The following is a 19,759-nucleotide window of genomic DNA, read 5'->3' as shown; positions in this document are numbered from 1 at the left end:
ATTTCAAAAGTACACTAATAGTTGAAGAAACGTATAAAAAATCTGATTAATTTTATAGGTTTTCGTCATCTGATTATTATTATTAACGCGTGAGGGATAGCAGTGGAAATCCTTTCCAGAGCGAAGTGAAGGAAAGATTGTAACGAATAGCCCGACCCAAAGTTTTTACGAAGGGTCACGCCCAAAAACAAAAAAACCCTCGCATTGCTGCAAGGGTTTGGATTCTTCCTATCGTCAGAATGACAAAGCAGGACTAGTATCTGTAACATTCTAGTTTGAATGAACCTTTAACTGGAACTCTACTATAATCAAACTTGATAAAATTCGGCTAATAACTTACTTGCTCTAATTAGATGGATTGAATGAAAATCCGACGCTAAAAAACAATCGCACTTTGTCGATATTGTTTATCCATGAAGTGTCAAAATGAATAGGTCCTAAAATCGATTGATAGGAAATCGCTGCTCCTCCTGACATCAACAAACTGGTTTCTTTATTATCGTCCCAATTTCCCTTTGTATTAGAAACGTCAGCTATGTATTCGTTAAAGTTGCCAAAGCCAACGGATGCAACATTGAAATGTGGAGTCAGGTAAAATTTACCCAAGGGATTCAATTGTACGCCTAGTTTAATAGCCATAAATTGAGTAACACTCAGCTCGTCCTCATGTAGGCCTGGGAATACAAAACGATTACTGCCCGAACTTGGAATAAAGCCTCCAAGGAAATATTTTGCAGCATAGCCATAATTAGAAAAAGAACCTTCATTACCTTTTGGCTTGTCTTGAAAAATAAAATTAGCATCAAATCCTATTATGCCAGTAATCTTCTTTTTTAATTGTACTCTTTTTTCAAATGCAAATCCTACTTTAGTGAAGCTATTTGTTGACCCCGAAAAATCGGTTGAATCCGTTTCTGTAAAAGCTATATTAATGTCATTGCGCAGTGATCGATTTATATTTGCTTTTAAAATTGTTCCATTAGTTGCAAAAAAAACTTTATCCATCCCATTGCGTAAATAATGTGCATTTACTTCTAAATTTCCAAAATTATAGTTTTTAAGAGACAGTACGTTATCATTTATATCGGGATCATTTTTAGGTTTCACCACAGTGTAACTATAGTTTAATCCAAATCCAAGATAACTGTTCAGTGAATTCAAATTTCGGTTTACTTCATTATTGAATTCGACAGCTTTGTATAGCATATTATCTGCCGCTTTTCCATCAACGAAGATTTCCTGTTGTAGGAATGCACCATAGAGCTCCGTTCCCCACCACCAGTCTTTCTTTTTTCCAAAATTTTTCTGAAAATCAATTCTTATTTTTGGTTGTTCGGCGATATCCGCAGTAAAAATAAGACGGGAAGATTCGGCCAGAATGTTTCTGGCATTATAATTAAGAATTAGTCCAACTCCCCTATAAGTGTCGTAATGCACGGATGCATTAACTTGGTTTTTAGAAAATTCTAAACCGTTTATCAGCAATCCTAATTTATTTCCGTCGTGAACGAAATAACTGTAGGTAATTTGGTTAAACAGATTTGTGCCCATGGCGCCATTAATGCCTAATGTTAAATCTTTAGCAGTATATTTTGTATGTGTTTTAATATTTGTTCGAGCAATAACTAGAGGAAGATTTTCCTTGCTGATATTTTTATAAACGATGGTATCGATGACAAATTCGCTGGAAACAGCTGGCAATTCATGGGTTCGTTGTTTGAATCCTTTTAATTTTTCTGCTAATGCTACTAATGTGCCTAGATTAAGATTGGTTGCAATTTTACCATCTTTGTAAATTTCGTTGCTTTTTGTAAAATCAGATGTAGAAAATCTCAAGTTAGGCAAGTGATCTACTAAAATGTCACATAGTTTACGATTTTCCGGATCTTTAATGTTACTGGGAAACATACTCGTTTGCATTAGTACAGACACGAAGTTATCTAATTTATCTATAGGTTCCATTCCCCCACCCACGTCACTGCCAATTATGATGTCGGCACCCATCTTTTTTGCAATATCGGTTGGAAAATTATTCATTACGCCACCGTCAACCAACAGCGTTTTTTCATAAGGCATGGTTTTAAAAACCGCGGGCAATGACATACTTGCTCGCATAGCAAAAGCTAAATTTCCTTTGCTAAGAATTACTTCCTTGCCATATACAACATCTGTAGCCATTGCTCTAAATGGAATCGCTAGCTCATCAAAGTCTTTTACATTATAAACAGGAAAAGTCAGCTCTGTAAGAAATTCTCTTAAATATTGATCATTTAATAAAGAACTTACGTTTGTTGGTTTACCGTCCTTAATTCCTATTCCAACCAAATATCTTTCAAACTCACTTTTTTCTTCCACACTGACACTTTTCAAAGACATATTTCGTCCAAGGAGTTTGTCCCAATCGATGTTTTTGGCTATTTTTTCAATGCTGTCGCCCGAATATCCCATTGCATACATGCCTCCAATAACACTTCCCATACTGTTTCCTACGATAAGGTCAGGAACAATGTGCAAGGAGTCTAAAGCTTGTAAAAGTGGGATATGTGCTATTCCTTTGGCACCACCACCACTTAATACCAAAACCACTTTAGGTTTTCTTTCCTGGGCGGAAACAATTTGAGTAATCGAAAGTGAAATTAATAAGACGAATAGATAAGCTATTTTTTCCAAAAGTAGTAGAATTTAATATTTAGAAACAGGAGCAGTATTTTGCTTCTTCAAAAATGTTAATTGATATGCAAACATAATATATATTTTTACAGTTCATGTGTTTGATCAAGGCACATTTCTTTAGAATTATCAATATATCATTGTCTTTCAGATTTAAAAACAAAAAAACCCTCGCTCCCGAAACTTCGGGATGGCAAGGGTTTTGTCTTAATACTTAGTACTTAAATCTTAATACTAATATCTGTAATATTCCGGTTTGAATGGACCATCAACAGGAACTCCAATATAATCCGCTTGATCAACACGTAAAGTCTCTAATTCTACACCTAATTTAGCCAAGTGTAACATCGCTACTTTCTCATCTAAGTGTTTTGGTAACATATACACTTCATTGTTGTATGCCGCGCTGTTTTTCCACAATTCGATTTGAGCAAGAGTTTGGTTTGTAAATGAGTTACTCATTACAAAACTTGGGTGACCTGTAGCACAACCTAAGTTTACCAAACGACCTTCAGCAAGGATAAGGATATCTTTTCCAGCGATTGTATATTTGTCAACTTGTGGTTTGATTTCCACTTTAGATGCACCGTGGTTCGTGTTCAACCAAGCCATATCAATTTCGTTATCAAAATGTCCGATGTTACAAACGATAGTTTTGTCTTTCATTTTTTCGAAATGAGAACCCAAAACGATATCTTTATTTCCAGTAGTAGTAATGATAATATCAGCAGTGGCAATAACAGTATCTAATTTTTTAACTTCAAAACCGTCCATTGCAGCTTGAAGCGCACAAATTGGGTCAATTTCAGTAACAGTAACAATAGAACCAGCACCTCTAAAAGAAGCTGCAGTTCCTTTACCTACGTCACCGTAACCACAAACGATTACTCTTTTTGCAGCAAGCATAATATCAGTTGCACGACGAACCGCATCAACAGCACTTTCTTTACAACCGTATTTATTGTCAAATTTCGATTTAGTAACCGAGTCATTTACATTAATAGCAGGCATTGGTAATGTTCCCGCTTTTACTCTTTCGTATAATCTGTGAACTCCAGTTGTAGTTTCTTCAGACAATCCTTTGATACCAGCAACTAATTCAGGAAAACGGTCAATAACCATATTAGTCAAATCTCCACCATCATCAAGAATCATGTTCAATGGTTTTCTATCTTCACCAAAGAATAATGTTTGCTCAATACACCAGTCAAAATCTTCTTCATTCAAACCTTTCCAAGCATAAACCTGAATTCCTGCAGCAGCAATCGCAGCAGCAGCCTGATCTTGAGTAGAGAAAATGTTACAAGAAGACCAAGTCACCTCAGCACCAAGAGCAATTAACGTTTCAATCAAAACCGCAGTCTGGATTGTCATGTGTAAACATCCTGCAATACGAGAACCCGCAAGTGGTTGTTCGTTTTTGTATTCAGCACGAAGCGCCATTAAACCTGGCATTTCAGCTTCTGCTAATTCAATTTCTTTTCTTCCCCAAGCCGCTAGAGAAATGTCTTTTACTTTGAAAGCCACAAAAGGCATAGTTGTAGTACTCATTTATAGTATATTTGTAATTATAAATTTTTTGCAAATTTACGGAATAACTTATGATTTTAAAAACATTCACTCACATTTATGAGTTGTTTAGTAGTGTAATCTTTTAAAAATCAATAAAATAAATTTTTTAAGCCAAATTAATTTCAGTTTTAGGAGCTCTTTCCCGCTTTCCACTGCAATCTTTTTTTCCTCGCAAGGGCGAGTCAAAAAAGGATTTCCATTGCAATCGGGGCTAAAAATCAGGATACTACCATGCCATTATTCAAAACCATAAACTTCTCCCGAAGCGCCGAGACCACAACCCAAATCCTGGTTTGGAAAATCACCGAATCCTTCGAACAATTAAACAACGAAGTCCAATTAACCGAGAAAAATGCGCTTCGCCTTAGCGGAATGAAATCAGAGTTGCACCAACGCGCATTCTTGAGCGTTCGCAAATTATTTCAGGAGGCGAACTACACTGATTTTGATTTGTTTTATGATGAATTTGGAAAACCGCATTTACATGACGGCAAACACATTTCAATCACCCATTCTCATGATTTTTCAGCTATTATCATTAGCGATGAAACCGTAGGAATCGACATTGAATTGCAACGCGAAAAAATCATCCGGATTGCAGATAAATTCTGCGATTCTGAATTTCAATTTTTATCCCATCCCGAGACTTCGGGATTCGGGACTGAAAATCAGCAAGAATACATTCGTAAGCTAACCGTGATTTGGGGCGCCAAAGAAGCCATCTTCAAAATCCGAAACGAAAAAGGAATCAGTTTTAAAGACCATATCAAAGTGCAATCTTTCGATTTAGAAAATAAAAAAGTCAACACCGAACTCCATTTTGACAGCCTGATTAAAGATTTCAATATTCACTTTGAAGAAATCGAAAATTTTACTTTAGTTTACGCTTTGGAAAATTAAAAACAAACCGCAAATTTGCGAATTAGCGGTAAAACTTATGAAGAACCTGTACAGCCAAATAATACAAGCCAAACTAGAAAACCAAAAATTATTGGCTATTCTTCTTGATCCTGATAAAATCATTTTAGAAAATGTTGATCATTTAGTTTCAAAAATCAATCAATCGCCGGCCACCCATATTTTCATTGGCGGAAGCCATGTCGAAAACAATATTCTAGACGCATTAATTTTAAAAATAAAACAAAACTGCCATTTACCAATCGCACTTTTCCCGGGAAATCCTTCACAAATTTCTGATAAAGCCGATGCCATTTTGTTTCTGTCTTTAATATCAGGAAGAAATCCCGATTATTTGATAGAGCATCAGGTAAAAGCAGCACCACTTTTGACACAAACCAATCTCGAAATTATTTCAACCGGCTATATGCTTATAGAAAGCGGGAGCGAAACCGCGGTAGAAAGAATCAGCAAAACCAAACCTTTGGACAGAAATAATCTGGAATTAGTTTTGGCAACCGCACAAGCAGGTGAAATGTTAGGAAATAAACTCCTTTATCTCGAAGCAGGAAGCGGCGCAAAACAATCTGTTCCTCTGAATATGATTCAATTAATTTCAAAAAATATCAAAATTCCTGTTATAGTTGGAGGCGGAATTATAGATTTGCAGGGAATTCAAAATGCCTACGATTCAGGAGCTGATGTAGTAGTGATAGGAACCGCATTTGAAAAAGATTTGAATTTTTTCAATCTTCCTTTGTAACCATTACCTTATTCGAACGACTAATTTTTTAAAATTCAAAGATGATAGAATTTTTTCTAAATGCTTATAAAAATGCTTCAACAACACAAATTGTATTAGAGTTCATTGCTTTTATATTTGGAATTTTGAGCGTATGGTATGCCCGAAAAGAAGATATTTTGGTCTACCCAACAGGGTTAATAGCAACAATCATTACAGTCTACCTGCTCTTTCTTGCGGGTTACATTGGCGATATGATGATTAATGGATATTTTACTATTATGAGTATTTATGGATGGTATAAATGGACCAGGAAAGTTAAAGGAAATGATAACTTGCCTATCACAAGAACGAATAACAATGAAAAAATAATAGGCGTCGTATTGTTCTTTGTGACAATTTTTGTAGTTTTCGGGGTATATAAATTATTTAATTACACCATTAATAACGACAATTATATTGATATTATAGCCTCGGGAATATTTTTCACAGGAATGTGGTATATGGCCAACAAAAAAATCGAGAATTGGACTCTTTGGATTATTGGCGATCTAATTGTTACACCTTTATACGCCTATCGTGGACTTGGAATTTTGGCATTGCAATATTTAATATTTACAATTTTAGCTATTTTAGCTTATTTAGAATGGAGAAAAATCTTAAACAGCAAAAAGCTGCCATCGTAAAAATTGCGCTATTCGGACCAGAAAGCACTGGAAAAACGACACTAGCAAAACAACTTGCCGAACACTATAATACGGTTTGGGTAGCAGAGTATGCTCGTGAATATCTTCAGGAAAAATGGGACAAAGAACAAAAAATTTGTGAAAGCAATGATATGCTGCCTATTGCATACGGTCAAACCAAATTAGAAAATGAAGCGGTTTCGATTGCCAATAAATATCTGTTTTGCGACACAAATTTGATGGTTACCAAAGTTTTTTCGGAAGTCTATTACAACTATTGTGATCCTTTGTTAGACCAAGCCGCTCGAGAACATGAATACGATTTGTTCTTTCTTACCGATATAGATGTCCCTTGGGAAAAAGATGATTTGAGAGACAAAGCAGAAGGTAGAGAATCCGTTTTTGCCGTTTTTAAACAGTCATTAATCGATAATAAAAAACCATTTATCACGCTTTCTGGAGACAAAAATTCACGATTAAAAAAAGCCATTGTAATTATTGATGATTTGACGATTGCTAAAACAATGGGGCTTTCTTCTGTTGATTTTGTCCAAATTTATACACTTGGAATTTCCATTTCAACTGTTCAAAAACAATTGAAATTTCTTCAAAACGGAATCTCTAAAATTAATCTAGTCGCTCCTGCAACATTATATAACGGGATTTTAAAATTATCAGAAACAGAATTTAAGCAAAAAGCAGCCTTTTTTGATGCTCAAAAATCTAATTTAAAATTACTGAAATTTGTTCCATCTTCTGGTGCTGCCAGTAGGATGTTTAAATTTTTAAATACTTTTTTGAATGAGTTTGATTTTGAAAATGAAAGTATAAACGCCTACATTAATAGAAAAAAAGACACAGAACTATCTATTTTTATAATAGGCATGAAAAAGTTTCCTTTTTTTAAAGCGGTACATAAAAAATTAAAAGAAGAATTCATTGAGTTTGATTCTCTTGAACGAGATTATAAAAACTACTATTTTATAAAATTGCTCATGGCTTCTGATTATTTTGATTTTGCCAATAAGCCAAAAGGAATTTTACCCTTTCATAAATATATTACTACTATTGCAACGCCTATTGAGGAACACTTGTATGAATGTGGATATTACAGCAGTTCCAACGGGAATTCTCTGTTGCATTTCACTGTATCTGAAAATCATCAAGATCAATTTCAAAGCATTATCAATTTGACAAAAAACAAAGTCGAAAAAGAATCGGGAACTACAATAGAAGTGAGTTATTCGTATCAGAATAAAAGCACCGATACCCTTGCTGTTGACCTTTCAAATAATCCTTTCCGAAATGAAATGGGAGAATTGTTATTCAGACCCGGAGGACATGGTGCCCTAATTGAAAATCTGAATGATTTGAATGCAGATATTATTTTTATAAAAAATATTGATAATGTAATTCAAAATAACAACGAAAAAATCGCTTTGTATAAGAAAGCTTTAGCAGGCACATTGCTTGAATTGCAACAACAAATTTTCAGTTATTTGAATCTTATCGAACTTAATAGAGTTGAAGAAAAACATATTGAAGAAATCATTCCTTTCCTGAAAGAAAAATTAAATGTGGGAATCGCAGATGAATTCGACACTTTTACTTTAGAAAACAAAATCAGCATAATTAAGGACTCCCTAAACAGACCAATTCGTGTATGCGGAATGGTAAAAAATGAAGGAGAACCTGGCGGAGGCCCTTTTTGGGTAAAGAGTGAAAACGGTGCGGTTTCCTTGCAAATTGTGGAATCCTCTCAAGTGGATTTGAATAATGAAAGTGAAGTAAGCATTTTGGCTAATGCCACTCATTTCAATCCCGTTGATTTAGTTTGCGGAATTAAAAATTATAAAAATAAAAAATTTGATTTAAACCAGTTTGTTGATCACAACAGCGGTTTCATTGTAGAAAAAAACACCAATGGAAAACAAATCAAAGCATATGAATTACCCGGTTTGTGGAACGGAGCAATGGCACATTGGCTCACCGTATTTGTACAAGTACCTTTAATTACCTTTAATCCGGTAAAAACAGTAAATGATTTATTAAAACCAGCACATCAACATCAATAGTTTTAGTGAAACATTCCCGAAGTTTCGGAACAGCATAAATGGAAACAGAAAAAATCATAACAGAATTACAATATAAAGCGGTACGAAGCAGTGGCGCTGGAGGTCAGAATGTAAACAAAGTTTCTTCCAAAGTGGTTTTGTCTTTTGACTTACAAAACTCGCAAGCCTTATCTGAAAACGAAAAAGAGTTGCTGAAAATAAAATTAGCTCCCAGATTAACTACCGATTTGGTTTTAATCTTAAATTGTGACGAAGATCGAAGTCAGTTTCGAAATAAAGAAATTGTAACCAAACGGTTTTTAATAATTATCAAAAAAGCCTTGATTATTGCTAAAGAAAGAAAAGCAACCAAAATCCCCAAATCTGTAATTCGCAAACGAATAAAGGATAAAAAAAGCATTTCTGAAGTGAAGAAAAACCGCAGAAAACCCGATTTTTGAAATTAGAAAAAAAGTTCAAAAGTTATATTTGGAACTTTAAACAAAAGAATTACCTTTGCCCCGTCTCAAAGGGGTGCTTAAATCTGAATTTATTTCAGATTCTGAAACAAATTCAGAATATAGCTGAGATTATACCCAACGAACCTGAACAGGTAATGCTGTTAAGGGAAAAAATGACAAAAAAATAGCGTGCACACTATCCATTTGTCGTAGGAAACAATCATTTTAATTTAACAAAAGAATAATTCCCCCTTTTATTCGTAATCTATTTACGGATGAATACCATTTTAATCTCAAAGTCTCAAAGTCTCAAAGTCTCAAAGTCCAGGAATCTGACATTTTATATGTCTTCTGTTTTTCTTCTGGCAACTTTTTTATCATTTTCTCAAGTCAAAGACACTACAAAAGTGAATCAACTCGACGAAGTTCTAGTTTCTGCCGTGCGGATTACCACAAAAACACCAGTAAGTTTCAGTAATTTGGACAAAAAGGAAATTTCGTTCCGAAACTTAGGACAAGACATTCCTCTTTTAATGAATTATCTTCCTTCGGTGGTCACTACTTCCGATGCAGGAAACGGCGTGGGTTACACTGGAATTCGGGTCCGCGGAAGCGATGCCACTCGGGTGAATGTAACTATCAACGGAATCCCGTATAATGATTCCGAAAGTCATGGAACCTATTGGGTAAACATGCCTGATTTTAGCTCTTCTGTAGAGAGTTTGCAATTGCAAAGAGGAGTGGGAACTTCAACCAATGGTGCCGGTGCTTTTGGCGCAAGCCTGAATATGCTTACCGATAATTTTGCTAAAGAAAGCTCAGGTGAAATCTCTAATTCATTTGGAAGTTTCAATACGCAAAAACACACGGTTAAATTCAGCACGGGTTTAATGAATGACCATTTTGAAATTGCCGGTCGTTTGTCCGCTTTGAAATCGGGTGGTTATGTTGACCGAGCTTCTTCGGATTTGAAATCTTATTTTCTTCAGGGAACATACGTAGGTAAAACTACGTTGATTGAAGCCTTGGTTTTTGGTGGAACCGAAAAAACGTATCAATCTTGGAACGGAATAGACGGTGAGACATTACAGAAAGATAGAACTTTCAATTCAGCAGGCGCTTTTACGGATGAACAAGGCAATGCTCAATTTTATGATAATGAAACTGACAATTATCAACAAGATCACTCTCAGTTGCATTGGAATGAGAGAGTTTCTGAAAATTGGACTACCAATTTAGCTCTTCATTATACAAAAGGAAAAGGATATTATGAAAATTATAAAGGAGATGCTAAGTTTTCAAGCTATGGCTTGACGCCAATTGTTATCAATGCAACAACAATTAAAAGAACCGATTTAATTCGTCAAAAATGGTTGGATAATGACTTTTACGGAACTACATTTTCTGCGAATTACAAGACCGAAAAACTGGAGGTCATTTTTGGAGGTGGTTATAATAAATATGAAGGAGACCATTTTGGAAAAGTGATTTGGGCGAGATATGCTTCCACAAGTGAATTAGGAGATCATTATTATGATGATTATGCGGCAAAAACAGATGGAAATATTTTTGCGAAAGCAAATTATCAAATCACTGAAAAAATAGGTTTGTTTGGAGACGTACAACTTAGAAACGTACATTATAAAGTGAACAGTAGTGAAACTGGTTCAGTAAATGACAATTTCAATTTTTTCAATCCAAAAGCAGGTTTGAATTTTAATATCAACGCCAATAACATCTTGTATCTTTCGTATGCAAGAGCCAATCGGGAACCTAACAGAACTGATTATGAAGGCGGAAATACAAAACCTGAAAAATTAAATGACTTTGAAATGGGTTGGAGATATGCTTCAGACAAAGTAAAATTTAGTTCGAATGTGTATTATATGGCATACAAAGACCAGTTAATTTTAACTGGAAAACTGGATGATGTAGGAAGTCCAATTCGTTCCAATAGTGAAAAAAGTTATCGTTTAGGTTTAGAAGTTGATGCCGCTTTTACCGTTTCAGAGAAATTTATAGTGAGACCAAATTTCACTTTGAGCGCTAACAAAAATGTTGATTTAGCCGTAGAAGGCGAAAATTATGGAACTACCGATATTGCTTATTCGCCATCGGTTATAGTAGGGAATATTATTACTTACAAGCCATTAGAGAATCTTCAGATTTCTTGGTTACAAAAATTTGTAGGAGAACAATACATGAATAACATTGAATTACCGGCTGCAAAACTGGCTAATTATTTTGTCAACGATTTGAATATCGCATATGAAATTAAACCAAAATCTATTTTTAAATCAATTGTAATTACAGGTTTGGTAAACAATATTTTAGACAAGAAATATGTGTCAAATGGATATATGTATGACGTTTATCCGTACTATTATCCTCAAGCAGGAATTAACTTCTTGGCGGGATTGACGTTGAAGTTTTAGAAATTTTTAATTTTTATTAGAAGTCTGACTATAAAATATTTTAGTCAGGCTTTTTTTTAGGGTACTAAATCTCGTTAATTTTTTGTTAATTTCATAAGTAAATTCTTAAAATTGTTGTTTTCTTATTGGATATTTACGATGCTCAACCAAATAACAATTTAAAAATTCAAAACTATTAGTAAGAATGAAAAATTTCAAACAAATCTTCATCATCATTTTGTTATTTATTGGCTTTACAAGTCATTCCCAAATAGCTGTAAGTGGTTTTTCAAATTATGCAATGGGTATTAATACCAATAGAACTAAGGATATAAGCTTGGAGCTAAAAGTATTTGCTAATAATTATTTTGAAGAAATTCCAATTGAAGCTAATGTATTTTATAATTTTGAAACCAAAGAGTACCACCGTTTTTCGATTGGATTGGGAATTAATCTAAGTCCATTTAGGGGTTTTGATGAAATAAATTCAATTGTGATTCCTACCTCTCTTGAAGTTTTCCCTATTAAGGATTTTAAAAAAATAGCACTAGTTTTAGAACTCACACCTGAATTAAGAATTGAGGATGATGTTGTCCTCAGAGGTCTTATAGGTGTTCGATATACTTTTGACAAACAATAAATTTGTTAATGGTATAAATAATTGTGATTTAAATAATTTAAAATGAAATCAAAATCAATATTTTTTATCGTTAGTTTTTTTTGTTTGGCAGTTTTTTTGAGTTTCAATTCTATTGATGCTAACGACCCTGTTATAGCTGTATACTATAAGATGGGTAGATATGCTGATGCTCCTAATAAAGTAAATGCAAATATTTCTCCAAACATTCAATTAAAAATAGATGAGTATGAAAAAGCTAAGAACAATGTCGAACTGGCACTTTATTTCAAAAAAAGAGTTGCTGTTTTTAAATTAGTTGATAAGCTCAATATTGAAGATAACAACCCTATCGATAAATTAATTGCAATTACTGCAGGGGGGACAAGATATTGTAATAATGATTCTAAACAGAGGATTAAACAAATTGAAACTTTAGGAGAAAAATTTAATGTTATTTTACCCTTTGATGAATACCGCTGGACAATTACAACCGAAACAAAAAAAATAAATGGTTACATTTGTTATAAAGCAACCTCACACAAGGAAGAGTTTTCGAAGTTCAGAAATAGGACAATATCCATGGATCCGACAGTATGGTTTACACCAGAAATGCCATTTTCATTTGGTCCTTCTGGCTTAGACGGACTGCCAGGATTGGTATTGGAAGGGAGTATAAACGGGAAAACCTATTTTTATGCTACTAAAATAGTATTCGACTATAAAAATGCTCAAATAGATTTTGAGAAACCAAAGAATGGAAAATATATTACACCTGATGAGCTGGAAGAAATACAGGTCAAAAAAATGAATGAAAAATGATTATTTATTAAATTTTTTTTTGTTTTTTTTTAAATCGTATAATTTCTTTTAAGATTTTATTTTTTAATATAATTAAATGTATCGATTGTTGTTTTTTCTTTTTTTCACACCCCTTTCCTTCTTATAAACACCTACTATCAGGATACGTATTTCTAATTATGCAATTAATCCGTTAAAAATTAACAATGTAATTGAAAAATCATTGCAAGAGAAAGCAAACCTTAAATTTGCCATTACAAATGATGAGCTAACCGCTAAATACATCGTAAAAATAAACTCGTTAAATTTTTGTTAATTTTATCAGATATTTCTTTAAATTCATTTTTTTTTTTTTTCATATTTGCCTTGGTTAACCAGAAAAAAATTATAAATTCAAACCAATTTAATTATGAAAAAAATTTTATTTACCGCTCTAGCAGTGGTAGTATTTAGTGGCGCTGCAATGGCAGGGGCTCAAGAAGCAAAAGAAGTTAAAAAAGGAATTGTTGTAAAAGGAGATCTTTGTCAAGAATTTGCGATAGATTTTATAGAAGAAATGGATCCGAATAATGAAATGAGTGCAATAGATGCAAATAATGCATATCAAGATCTTCTTGGTATGTGTTATAGCTTTCAATAATATTTTGTTTAATTGATAACAAAGCAAACTAAATTTTAATTTAGTTTGCTTTATCTAAACTTGAAAAGATGTGTTTATTTAAAAAAATATTATTTTGTTTAATAACAATGTCTGTTATGAATTGTTTTGGACAAAGAATTTATGGGAGGATTGAATATAAAATTCAATCCATTGATTTTAGTTCTAAATCTAACGAGACTAAAATTAAGAATGTTTTGGGTGATTTATTGAAAGAGGCAAATAAACAAATATTCATTGTAGAGTTTAATAATTCTCAATCTAAGTTTTCATTAAATAGTTCTTTAAGTACACCAAATAATAACGAACAATATAAAAAAACAATTGTAAAACTTGCTTCAAATAGATTTACTTCTGATTTTAATTATTATCTAGATAAAAAGGAAAATGTTGTTATTTTAGAAAAGATGAATGGCGCTTTGATAAAAATGAAGTACAATAAAAAACTTTGGAATATTACCTCAGAAAGTAAAATGATTGATGAATATTTGTGCTATAAAGCAAACTATATTAAGTCATATATAGGTAGAGATGGAAAAGAAAAAAATATAACAATTATCGCTTGGTTTGCCCCGAGTTTACCTTATTCTTACGGCCCTAAAGATTATAATGGTTTGCCTGGTTTAATATTGGAGTTAACTGAAAAAGAAACCACTTATTTTGCATCTAAGGTAAACATCACTAAAGACAAAGAAATTAAAATAGATTTTCCAAAAGGCAAAACAATCACTGAAGAAGAGTACAATAAAAAAGTTTTATCCAAGAATTAAAATGTTTAGAGTACTATTCTTCCTTTTTTTTACAATAGTATCTTTCTCTCAATCCCGCACGATTACTGGTGTGGTTTCTGAGGATACTAATAAACCACTAGAATCCGCCAACGTTATTGCAAAACCGTTGCAAGAAAATGCAAGTCTTAAATTTGCTATTGCAGATAATAAAGGACGCTACCGCTTAGAGCTGGATAAAGAAGTCAAGTATGAGATCACTGTTTCGTACATCGGTTTTGTAGAGGAAGTATTCATTCTAGATGCAGATGCTGTCTTGACTTCGCACGATTTTAAATTAAAACCTACCGGAGAGCAACTCAAAGAAATTGTAATCAAACACGAGTTTAAGCCCATTGTGATCAAGAAAGACACGATGACGTTTAACGTTAAAAGTTTTGCGAACGGCAACGAACGCAAAATGAAAGAAATCCTAGAAAAACTCCCTGGTGTTGAGGTTGATAAAAACGGAGGGGTTACCGTACAAGGTAAAAAAGTTACTAAAATGCTCGTAGAAGGCAAATCTTTTTTTGGTGGTGGCTCAAAGCTAGCAGTGGAGAACATTCCGGCTGATGCGCTGGATAAAATTGAAGTCATAGATCACTTTAACGAAGTGGGTTTTATGAAGCAAGTATCTGATAGCGATGAATTGGCAATGAACGTAAAACTAAAAGCCGATAAAAAGAAATTTGTTTTTGGTGATGTTGAGGCTGGTGCGGAAGTAGGAAATGCTGACAATGGTTTTTATCTGGCTCATGCCGCTTTGTTTTATTACAGTCCAAAATCGAATGTGAGTTTTATTGGCGACCTGAATAACATAGGTAAACGAACTTTCACCTTTGATGATTTAATGCGTTTTAGCGGAGGAATAAGCACCTTCCTTTCGGGTAGGAAATCGTTCACAAACCTATACTCGTTTGCTAATGATAATGCTGATGTCGTGCAGAACAAATCGCAATTTAGTGCCCTGAATTTTAGTTATGATGCTTCGCCTAAATTGTCTGTTTCGGGTTTTTCTATTTTTTCAAAAGTTTTTACCGCTTCAAAAACAGAAAGTAAGAATGATTACCTGCAAAACACTTCTATTGCCTTCGAGAATAAATTACAAAACGGGGACAATCGTTCGGTTTTGGCGATCGGGAATCTAAAACTGGATTATTCTCCCAACAATAAGGAAAAATGGTATTACAATGTCCAATACCAATCGAGCACAAATGATTTATCCAATGCCATAAATTCAATTACAAATGCTAATTCGAGTGTTTTTGAAACCGTTAGCAAAGCCGACAATACTTCGGTAAAACAATATGTGGAATGGCACAAGAGCCTAAACGAGCATCATACGACTACATTTGTGGTCAACCAAGCTTACGAAAACAACACGCCAAAGAATCAATGGTTTACGGATCAGCCTTTTTTCGCGGGTTTAATTCCGTTGCAAAATGATGCATCTTACACTATTGAACAAATCAAAAAAGTAAAGAACAACAGCGTGGATGCTTTATTCAAGCATTATTGGATTATCAATAATTTTAATCATTTGTATACGAATGTGGGGAATAATTATGGCGCTTCCCGTTTTGAAACTTCAGAGAAACAAGTACTGACTAATGGAACAGTCAATGATTTTGCTTCTGCTGGTTTTGGGAATTCTGTAAAATACCAATTAAACGATGCTTATGTGGGTTTGGAATACAAATTCAGAATAGGAAAATGGACTAATAAGCCAGGATTATATCTGCATTGGTATAATTTGATTACAGAACATAAATCTGGAGAAAATAGGTTGTCTAAAACTCTTTTCCAGCCACAGTGGAACAGCGATTATGAATTTAATAAATCAGAATCATTAAATTTCACGTATAAATTAACAAACAGTTTCCCCGAAGTAAGCCAATTCGCCAATAACTATAGTTTACAGTATTATAATTTGGTTTATAAAGGCAATTCGCTTTTAGAAAACGAACAGTTTCATTCGGCCAATTTGCGGTATTCTAAAATGAATATGTATCGTGGGATCACTTGGAATGCGATGGCAAATTTTAATAAAAAAGTAAAAACCATCAGAAATGAAATCCAAATAGAGGGAATAAACCAATTTAACACGCCAATTCTGGGTGATAATCCGGAAACCAATTACAGCGTAAATGGCTCTTTTAGCAAAAAAATATACCGTTTTAATTTAAAATTGAACACTAATTTTAGCTGGTTTAATTATTCTCAAACGGTAAATACGGTAACTACGTCAAACGACAGGAATAATCAAAAAATAGGAATTGTATTTAAAACCGCTTACAAAAAATGGCCGGATTTTAGCGTTGGATATACAAAAGGCTACAGTCAGTTTTTGGGAATAACAAAATCACGTTTTCAAACGGATGCAATAAATTCAGACATTGAAGTAACTTTCTTTAAATTCTGGACCTATAAACTGGAATACGAAAATCTAAAAAATACGAACAACAACAATCAAAGCAATTTTTATGACATCGCTAACACATCGTTGCGCTATCAAAAGAAAAACAGTCCTTTTGGTTTTGAGCTGTCAGTCAATAATTTGTTCAATAACACGGTGAAAAATGATTATTCCTTTTCGGATTATTTGATTAGTGAGCGAACCACTTATGTTTTACCACGAGTGTTCTTGCTATCCGTAAGTTACAAGTTGTAATTAATTATACACCCGAAGCACATTTCCATTAACCTCCACACGATATTGTTTTAAAGGATATTGCGCACCTCCTTGGGCTTGACCAGTATATAAGCTATACTCCTTGCTGTCACAAGGACAAACAACATTAATCCCTTTAATTGTCATTGTTGAACAAGAACTTAAAGCCTGATTGGGGCAAGCTGCATCAAATGCATTATAGCCACTACCGGTATTAAATATAAATACGCCTTTTGCTCCTTTTCCCGAATAATAAATCACATTGCTAGGATACTGAAGGCTGGAGTACGCTGGCAAACTCATGTTAAGATCTACCGTAAAAGTATAATTAGGGATAAAGGGGTTTTTATTGTTAAAACCATTTTCACTACAACTGAATAAAAAGGACGAAAAAATTAATAAGATGAGATATCTTTTCATTATTTAAAATATATTAAAAGAATTAGCTAAACAAATTTAATTTATTTAACTTTGAATTATATATGATTAACATATATTTATAGACTAAAGAAATAAATAATATCTTTGTGGAAAGAAATCCCGTCCTGATGGGATTTTTTCTATTTATATAAACGATGAAGTTATGAGCACAGTATCTTATTACACCGCAGAAGGTTTAAAGAAATTAAGGGAAGAATTAGATTATTTGAAAAGCGTGATGCGCCCTAAAGCATCCGCAGATATTGCTGAGGCAAGAGATAAAGGTGACTTGTCCGAAAATGCAGAATACGATGCTGCAAAAGAAGCACAAGGAATGCTTGAAATGAGAATTGCTAAACTAGAAGATGTACATTCTAATGCAAGATTGATTGATGAAACTCATTTGGATGTTTCCAAAGTGCTAGTTTTATCTAATGTAAAAATAAAGAATCAGTCCAACGGTCTGGAATTGAAATACACACTAGTTGCCGAAAGTGAAGCGGATTTAAAAACAGGAAAAATATCAGTAACTTCTCCTATTGGAAAAGGCTTATTAGGAAAATCTGTTGGTGATTTCGCTGAAATAACAGTTCCTAATGGCGTTTTGCAATTCGAGATTTTAGAAATAACAAGAGACTAAATAGTTACAGATTTAATGGTTTAACCGATTAACCAATTTCACAATGTCAAGTATTTTTACAAAAATCATAAAAGGAGAAATTCCTTCTTACAAAATTGCTGAAGATGATAATTTTTTGGCTTTTTTAGATGTAAATCCAAACGCAAAAGGTCATACTCTTTGTGTTCCAAAACAGGAAATTGATAAGATTTTTGATATCGAAGAGGACTTGTATATTGGACTAATGCAGTTTTCTAAAAAAATCGCTATAGCATTGGAAAAAACAGTTCCATGTAAAAGAATTGGCATGGCAGTTATAGGACTTGAAGTACCTCATGCTCATGTTCATCTTATTCCTTTGAATGAAATGGATGAAATACGTTTTCAAAATAAAGTGTCAATGTCTAAAGAAGAATTTGAAGCATTGGCAATAAGAATTCAAGCTAATTTGTAAAAGTTGAATAAATAAAATAAATTGGTATGGTTTTCGTTTAAAAGGGAATAGGTGAAAACTTATTCCCTTTTAATTTACGAGCCTGTCCCAAAAAATGAAAAACATTTATTTAATAGTATCGGTATTCATATCTGTTTTAAGTTTTGGGCAGAATCATATAGATTATACTTTAATCGATAATAAAATTTCTAAAATTCCAAATAGTTCCAGTAATTCAACGAAGGCCATTGCCAATTATATCAATTCCACTTTCAAAACAGATAACGACAAAATTCGCGCAGTTTTTTATTGGACAGCAACTAATATCAGTTACGATGTAGCCAACATGTATATTTCATCTAGCGCAGAAACTTCTGAAAATAGAATAAAAAATATTCTTAAAACCAAAAGAGGAGTCTGCAGTGATTACACAGAAATATTTAATGATTTAGCCAATAAAGTAGGTATAAAAACAGTGATTATAAGTGGATATACCAAACAAAACGAGGAAATTGATACCATTTCTCATGCATGGTGTGCCTCAAAAATAAATAATAAATGGTATTTGTTTGACCCAACTTGGGGTTCCGGTTACGTAAATAACGATCGGTTTTTTAAAAAAATAGACAATTCTTATTTTAAAGTTAATCCTTTGCAATACATCTCATCACATATTCCGTTTGACTATTTATGGCAATTTCTAAATTACCCAATTACAAACCAAGAGTTTTATGAAGGTAAAACTCAAATTAATAAATCAAAGAAATACTTCGATTTTGAAAGCGAAATTGGGAACTACGAATCTTCATCTGAAATCGATCAACTATATGATTCGGCAGAAAGGATAGAGAAGAATGGTGTTGAAAATGCGCTGATTTTAGAACGTCTGAAAAGTAAAAACAAAAATATAGCCTATTTACGTCAAAAAACAAATATTGAAAAATTAAATATAATTACCAGCGATTGCAATGAGGCTATCAGCTTGCTCAATGATTTCATCTATTACAGAAATAAAAGATTTAGCCCTGCTCTACCCGATTATGAAATTAAAAGGATGATTGAAACGCCAAAAGAAAGGTTAATCAAATGTCAAAACGCCATCTATAACATTGGCTACATCGGAAATGAAAATTCATCTAGTTTGGCTTCGCTAAAAAAATCTATTAATCATGCTTTGGCACAAACAGAAGAGCATTTAGCTTTTGTGCAAAACTATTTAAACAAAGACAATAGGAACAGAAAAGCAATGTTTACCAAAACAGTCTGGTTTTAATTTAA

General features: G+C 33.3%; 17 protein-coding genes. 14 read left to right on the top strand and 3 right to left on the bottom strand.

What is annotated here, in order from left to right:
- Window positions 1-345: 345 nt before the first annotated feature.
- Together H4V97_RS11565 and ahcY are read right to left on the bottom strand one after the other, a co-directional pair.
- Window positions 346-2,670: a patatin-like phospholipase family protein gene (locus H4V97_RS11565; RefSeq protein WP_209549784.1), complete on the bottom strand. Its 2,325-nt coding sequence runs from the start codon at window positions 2,668-2,670 to the stop codon at window positions 346-348.
- A 234-nt stretch (window positions 2,671-2,904) separates the two neighbouring features.
- Window positions 2,905-4,221: an adenosylhomocysteinase gene (ahcY, locus tag H4V97_RS11560; RefSeq protein ID WP_196850030.1), complete on the bottom strand. Its 1,317-nt coding sequence runs from the start codon at window positions 4,219-4,221 to the stop codon at window positions 2,905-2,907.
- A 252-nt stretch (window positions 4,222-4,473) separates the two neighbouring features.
- Here ahcY and H4V97_RS11555 point away from each other — a divergent pair, with 252 nt between their 5' ends.
- The 11 genes from H4V97_RS11555 (at window position 4,474) to H4V97_RS11505 (ending at window position 17,009) form a co-directional block, all read left to right on the top strand.
- Window positions 4,474-5,142, top strand: a complete 669-nt coding sequence (locus H4V97_RS11555; protein ID WP_209549783.1) for a 4'-phosphopantetheinyl transferase family protein — start codon at window positions 4,474-4,476, stop codon at window positions 5,140-5,142.
- 37 nt (window positions 5,143-5,179) lie between these two features.
- The gene (locus H4V97_RS11550; RefSeq protein WP_196850032.1) at window positions 5,180-5,902 is read left to right on the top strand and encodes a geranylgeranylglyceryl/heptaprenylglyceryl phosphate synthase; all 723 of its coding nucleotides are present in this window, start codon (window positions 5,180-5,182) and stop codon (window positions 5,900-5,902) included.
- Window positions 5,903-5,943: 41 nt separating this feature from the next.
- Window positions 5,944-6,567 (top strand): nicotinamide riboside transporter PnuC, encoded by a 624-nt coding sequence (pnuC, locus tag H4V97_RS11545; RefSeq protein ID WP_209549782.1) that lies wholly within the window; start codon window positions 5,944-5,946, stop codon window positions 6,565-6,567.
- Window positions 6,528-8,642, top strand: a complete 2,115-nt coding sequence (locus H4V97_RS11540) for a DUF4301 family protein (RefSeq protein ID WP_209549781.1) — start codon at window positions 6,528-6,530, stop codon at window positions 8,640-8,642. Before pnuC ends, H4V97_RS11540 begins: the two co-directional genes overlap by 40 nt.
- 38 nt (window positions 8,643-8,680) lie before the next feature.
- Complete coding sequence (gene arfB, locus H4V97_RS11535; RefSeq protein ID WP_196850035.1) at window positions 8,681-9,082, top strand: alternative ribosome rescue aminoacyl-tRNA hydrolase ArfB; 402 nt, start codon at window positions 8,681-8,683, stop codon at window positions 9,080-9,082.
- Window positions 9,083-9,426: 344 nt separating this feature from the next.
- Window positions 9,427-11,517 carry a TonB-dependent receptor gene (locus H4V97_RS11530; RefSeq protein WP_245345230.1) on the top strand — a complete coding sequence of 697 codons (2,091 nt, stop codon included), beginning with the start codon at window positions 9,427-9,429 and terminating at the stop codon, window positions 11,515-11,517.
- A 184-nt stretch (window positions 11,518-11,701) separates the two neighbouring features.
- Window positions 11,702-12,136, top strand: coding sequence for a hypothetical protein (locus H4V97_RS11525; protein WP_196850037.1), 435 nt, complete (start codon window positions 11,702-11,704; stop codon window positions 12,134-12,136).
- A gap of 42 nt (window positions 12,137-12,178) precedes the next feature.
- Complete coding sequence (locus tag H4V97_RS11520) at window positions 12,179-12,934, top strand: GLPGLI family protein (RefSeq protein WP_196850038.1); 756 nt, start codon at window positions 12,179-12,181, stop codon at window positions 12,932-12,934.
- A gap of 388 nt (window positions 12,935-13,322) precedes the next feature.
- Window positions 13,323-13,553, top strand: a complete 231-nt coding sequence (locus tag H4V97_RS11515) for a hypothetical protein (protein WP_196850039.1) — start codon at window positions 13,323-13,325, stop codon at window positions 13,551-13,553.
- Window positions 13,554-13,669: 116 nt separating this feature from the next.
- The gene (locus H4V97_RS11510) at window positions 13,670-14,341 is read left to right on the top strand and encodes a GLPGLI family protein (protein ID WP_196850040.1); all 672 of its coding nucleotides are present in this window, start codon (window positions 13,670-13,672) and stop codon (window positions 14,339-14,341) included.
- 1 nt (window position 14,342) lies between these two features.
- Window positions 14,343-17,009 (top strand): TonB-dependent receptor, encoded by a 2,667-nt coding sequence (locus H4V97_RS11505; protein ID WP_196850041.1) that lies wholly within the window; start codon window positions 14,343-14,345, stop codon window positions 17,007-17,009.
- On the opposite strand, the gene H4V97_RS11500 is transcribed toward H4V97_RS11505, so the two are convergent.
- Window positions 17,010-17,429 (bottom strand): Rieske (2Fe-2S) protein, encoded by a 420-nt coding sequence (locus H4V97_RS11500; RefSeq protein ID WP_196850042.1) that lies wholly within the window; start codon window positions 17,427-17,429, stop codon window positions 17,010-17,012.
- A gap of 163 nt (window positions 17,430-17,592) precedes the next feature.
- On the opposite strand from H4V97_RS11500, the gene greA reads away from it, so the two are divergent.
- The 3 genes from greA to H4V97_RS11485 all read left to right on the top strand — a co-directional run bounded on the left by greA (window position 17,593) and on the right by H4V97_RS11485 (window position 19,754).
- Complete coding sequence (gene greA / locus H4V97_RS11495; protein ID WP_196850043.1) at window positions 17,593-18,069, top strand: transcription elongation factor GreA; 477 nt, start codon at window positions 17,593-17,595, stop codon at window positions 18,067-18,069.
- Window positions 18,070-18,112: 43 nt separating this feature from the next.
- A complete protein-coding gene (locus H4V97_RS11490; protein ID WP_196850044.1) occupies window positions 18,113-18,502 on the top strand; it encodes an HIT family protein in 390 nt (129 codons plus the stop codon).
- 94 nt (window positions 18,503-18,596) lie between these two features.
- Window positions 18,597-19,754: a transglutaminase domain-containing protein gene (locus H4V97_RS11485; RefSeq protein WP_196850045.1), complete on the top strand. Its 1,158-nt coding sequence runs from the start codon at window positions 18,597-18,599 to the stop codon at window positions 19,752-19,754.
- The last annotated feature ends 5 nt before the right edge of the window (window positions 19,755-19,759 follow it).

Source organism: Flavobacterium sp. CG_23.5 (assembly GCF_017875765.1).
Classification (GTDB): Bacteria; Bacteroidota; Bacteroidia; order Flavobacteriales; family Flavobacteriaceae; genus Flavobacterium.
The sequence above is the reverse complement of the archived record's forward strand: the minus strand, read 5'-3'. Positions and strand labels throughout refer to the sequence as shown.

Excerpts from the sequence above, each read along its gene's own strand:
- H4V97_RS11500 (WP_196850042.1), bottom strand. The coding sequence starts at position 17,429 with ATGAAAAGATATCTCATCTTATTAATTTTTTCGTCCTTTTTATTCAGT.
- H4V97_RS11515 (WP_196850039.1), top strand. The coding sequence starts at position 13,323 with ATGAAAAAAATTTTATTTACCGCTCTAGCAGTGGTAGTATTTAGTGGC.
- H4V97_RS11505 (WP_196850041.1), top strand. The coding sequence starts at position 14,343 with ATGTTTAGAGTACTATTCTTCCTTTTTTTTACAATAGTATCTTTCTCT.
- H4V97_RS11485 (WP_196850045.1), top strand. The coding sequence starts at position 18,597 with ATGAAAAACATTTATTTAATAGTATCGGTATTCATATCTGTTTTAAGT.
- H4V97_RS11540 (WP_209549781.1), top strand. The coding sequence starts at position 6,528 with ATGGAGAAAAATCTTAAACAGCAAAAAGCTGCCATCGTAAAAATTGCG.
- arfB (WP_196850035.1), top strand. The coding sequence starts at position 8,681 with ATGGAAACAGAAAAAATCATAACAGAATTACAATATAAAGCGGTACGA.
- H4V97_RS11525 (WP_196850037.1), top strand. The coding sequence starts at position 11,702 with ATGAAAAATTTCAAACAAATCTTCATCATCATTTTGTTATTTATTGGC.
- H4V97_RS11555 (WP_209549783.1), top strand. The coding sequence starts at position 4,474 with ATGCCATTATTCAAAACCATAAACTTCTCCCGAAGCGCCGAGACCACA.
- H4V97_RS11490 (WP_196850044.1), top strand. The coding sequence starts at position 18,113 with ATGTCAAGTATTTTTACAAAAATCATAAAAGGAGAAATTCCTTCTTAC.
- H4V97_RS11530 (WP_245345230.1), top strand. The coding sequence starts at position 9,427 with ATGTCTTCTGTTTTTCTTCTGGCAACTTTTTTATCATTTTCTCAAGTC.
- H4V97_RS11520 (WP_196850038.1), top strand. The coding sequence starts at position 12,179 with ATGAAATCAAAATCAATATTTTTTATCGTTAGTTTTTTTTGTTTGGCA.
- pnuC (WP_209549782.1), top strand. The coding sequence starts at position 5,944 with ATGATAGAATTTTTTCTAAATGCTTATAAAAATGCTTCAACAACACAA.
- ahcY (WP_196850030.1), bottom strand. The coding sequence starts at position 4,221 with ATGAGTACTACAACTATGCCTTTTGTGGCTTTCAAAGTAAAAGACATT.
- H4V97_RS11510 (WP_196850040.1), top strand. The coding sequence starts at position 13,670 with ATGAATTGTTTTGGACAAAGAATTTATGGGAGGATTGAATATAAAATT.
- H4V97_RS11550 (WP_196850032.1), top strand. The coding sequence starts at position 5,180 with ATGAAGAACCTGTACAGCCAAATAATACAAGCCAAACTAGAAAACCAA.
- greA (WP_196850043.1), top strand. The coding sequence starts at position 17,593 with ATGAGCACAGTATCTTATTACACCGCAGAAGGTTTAAAGAAATTAAGG.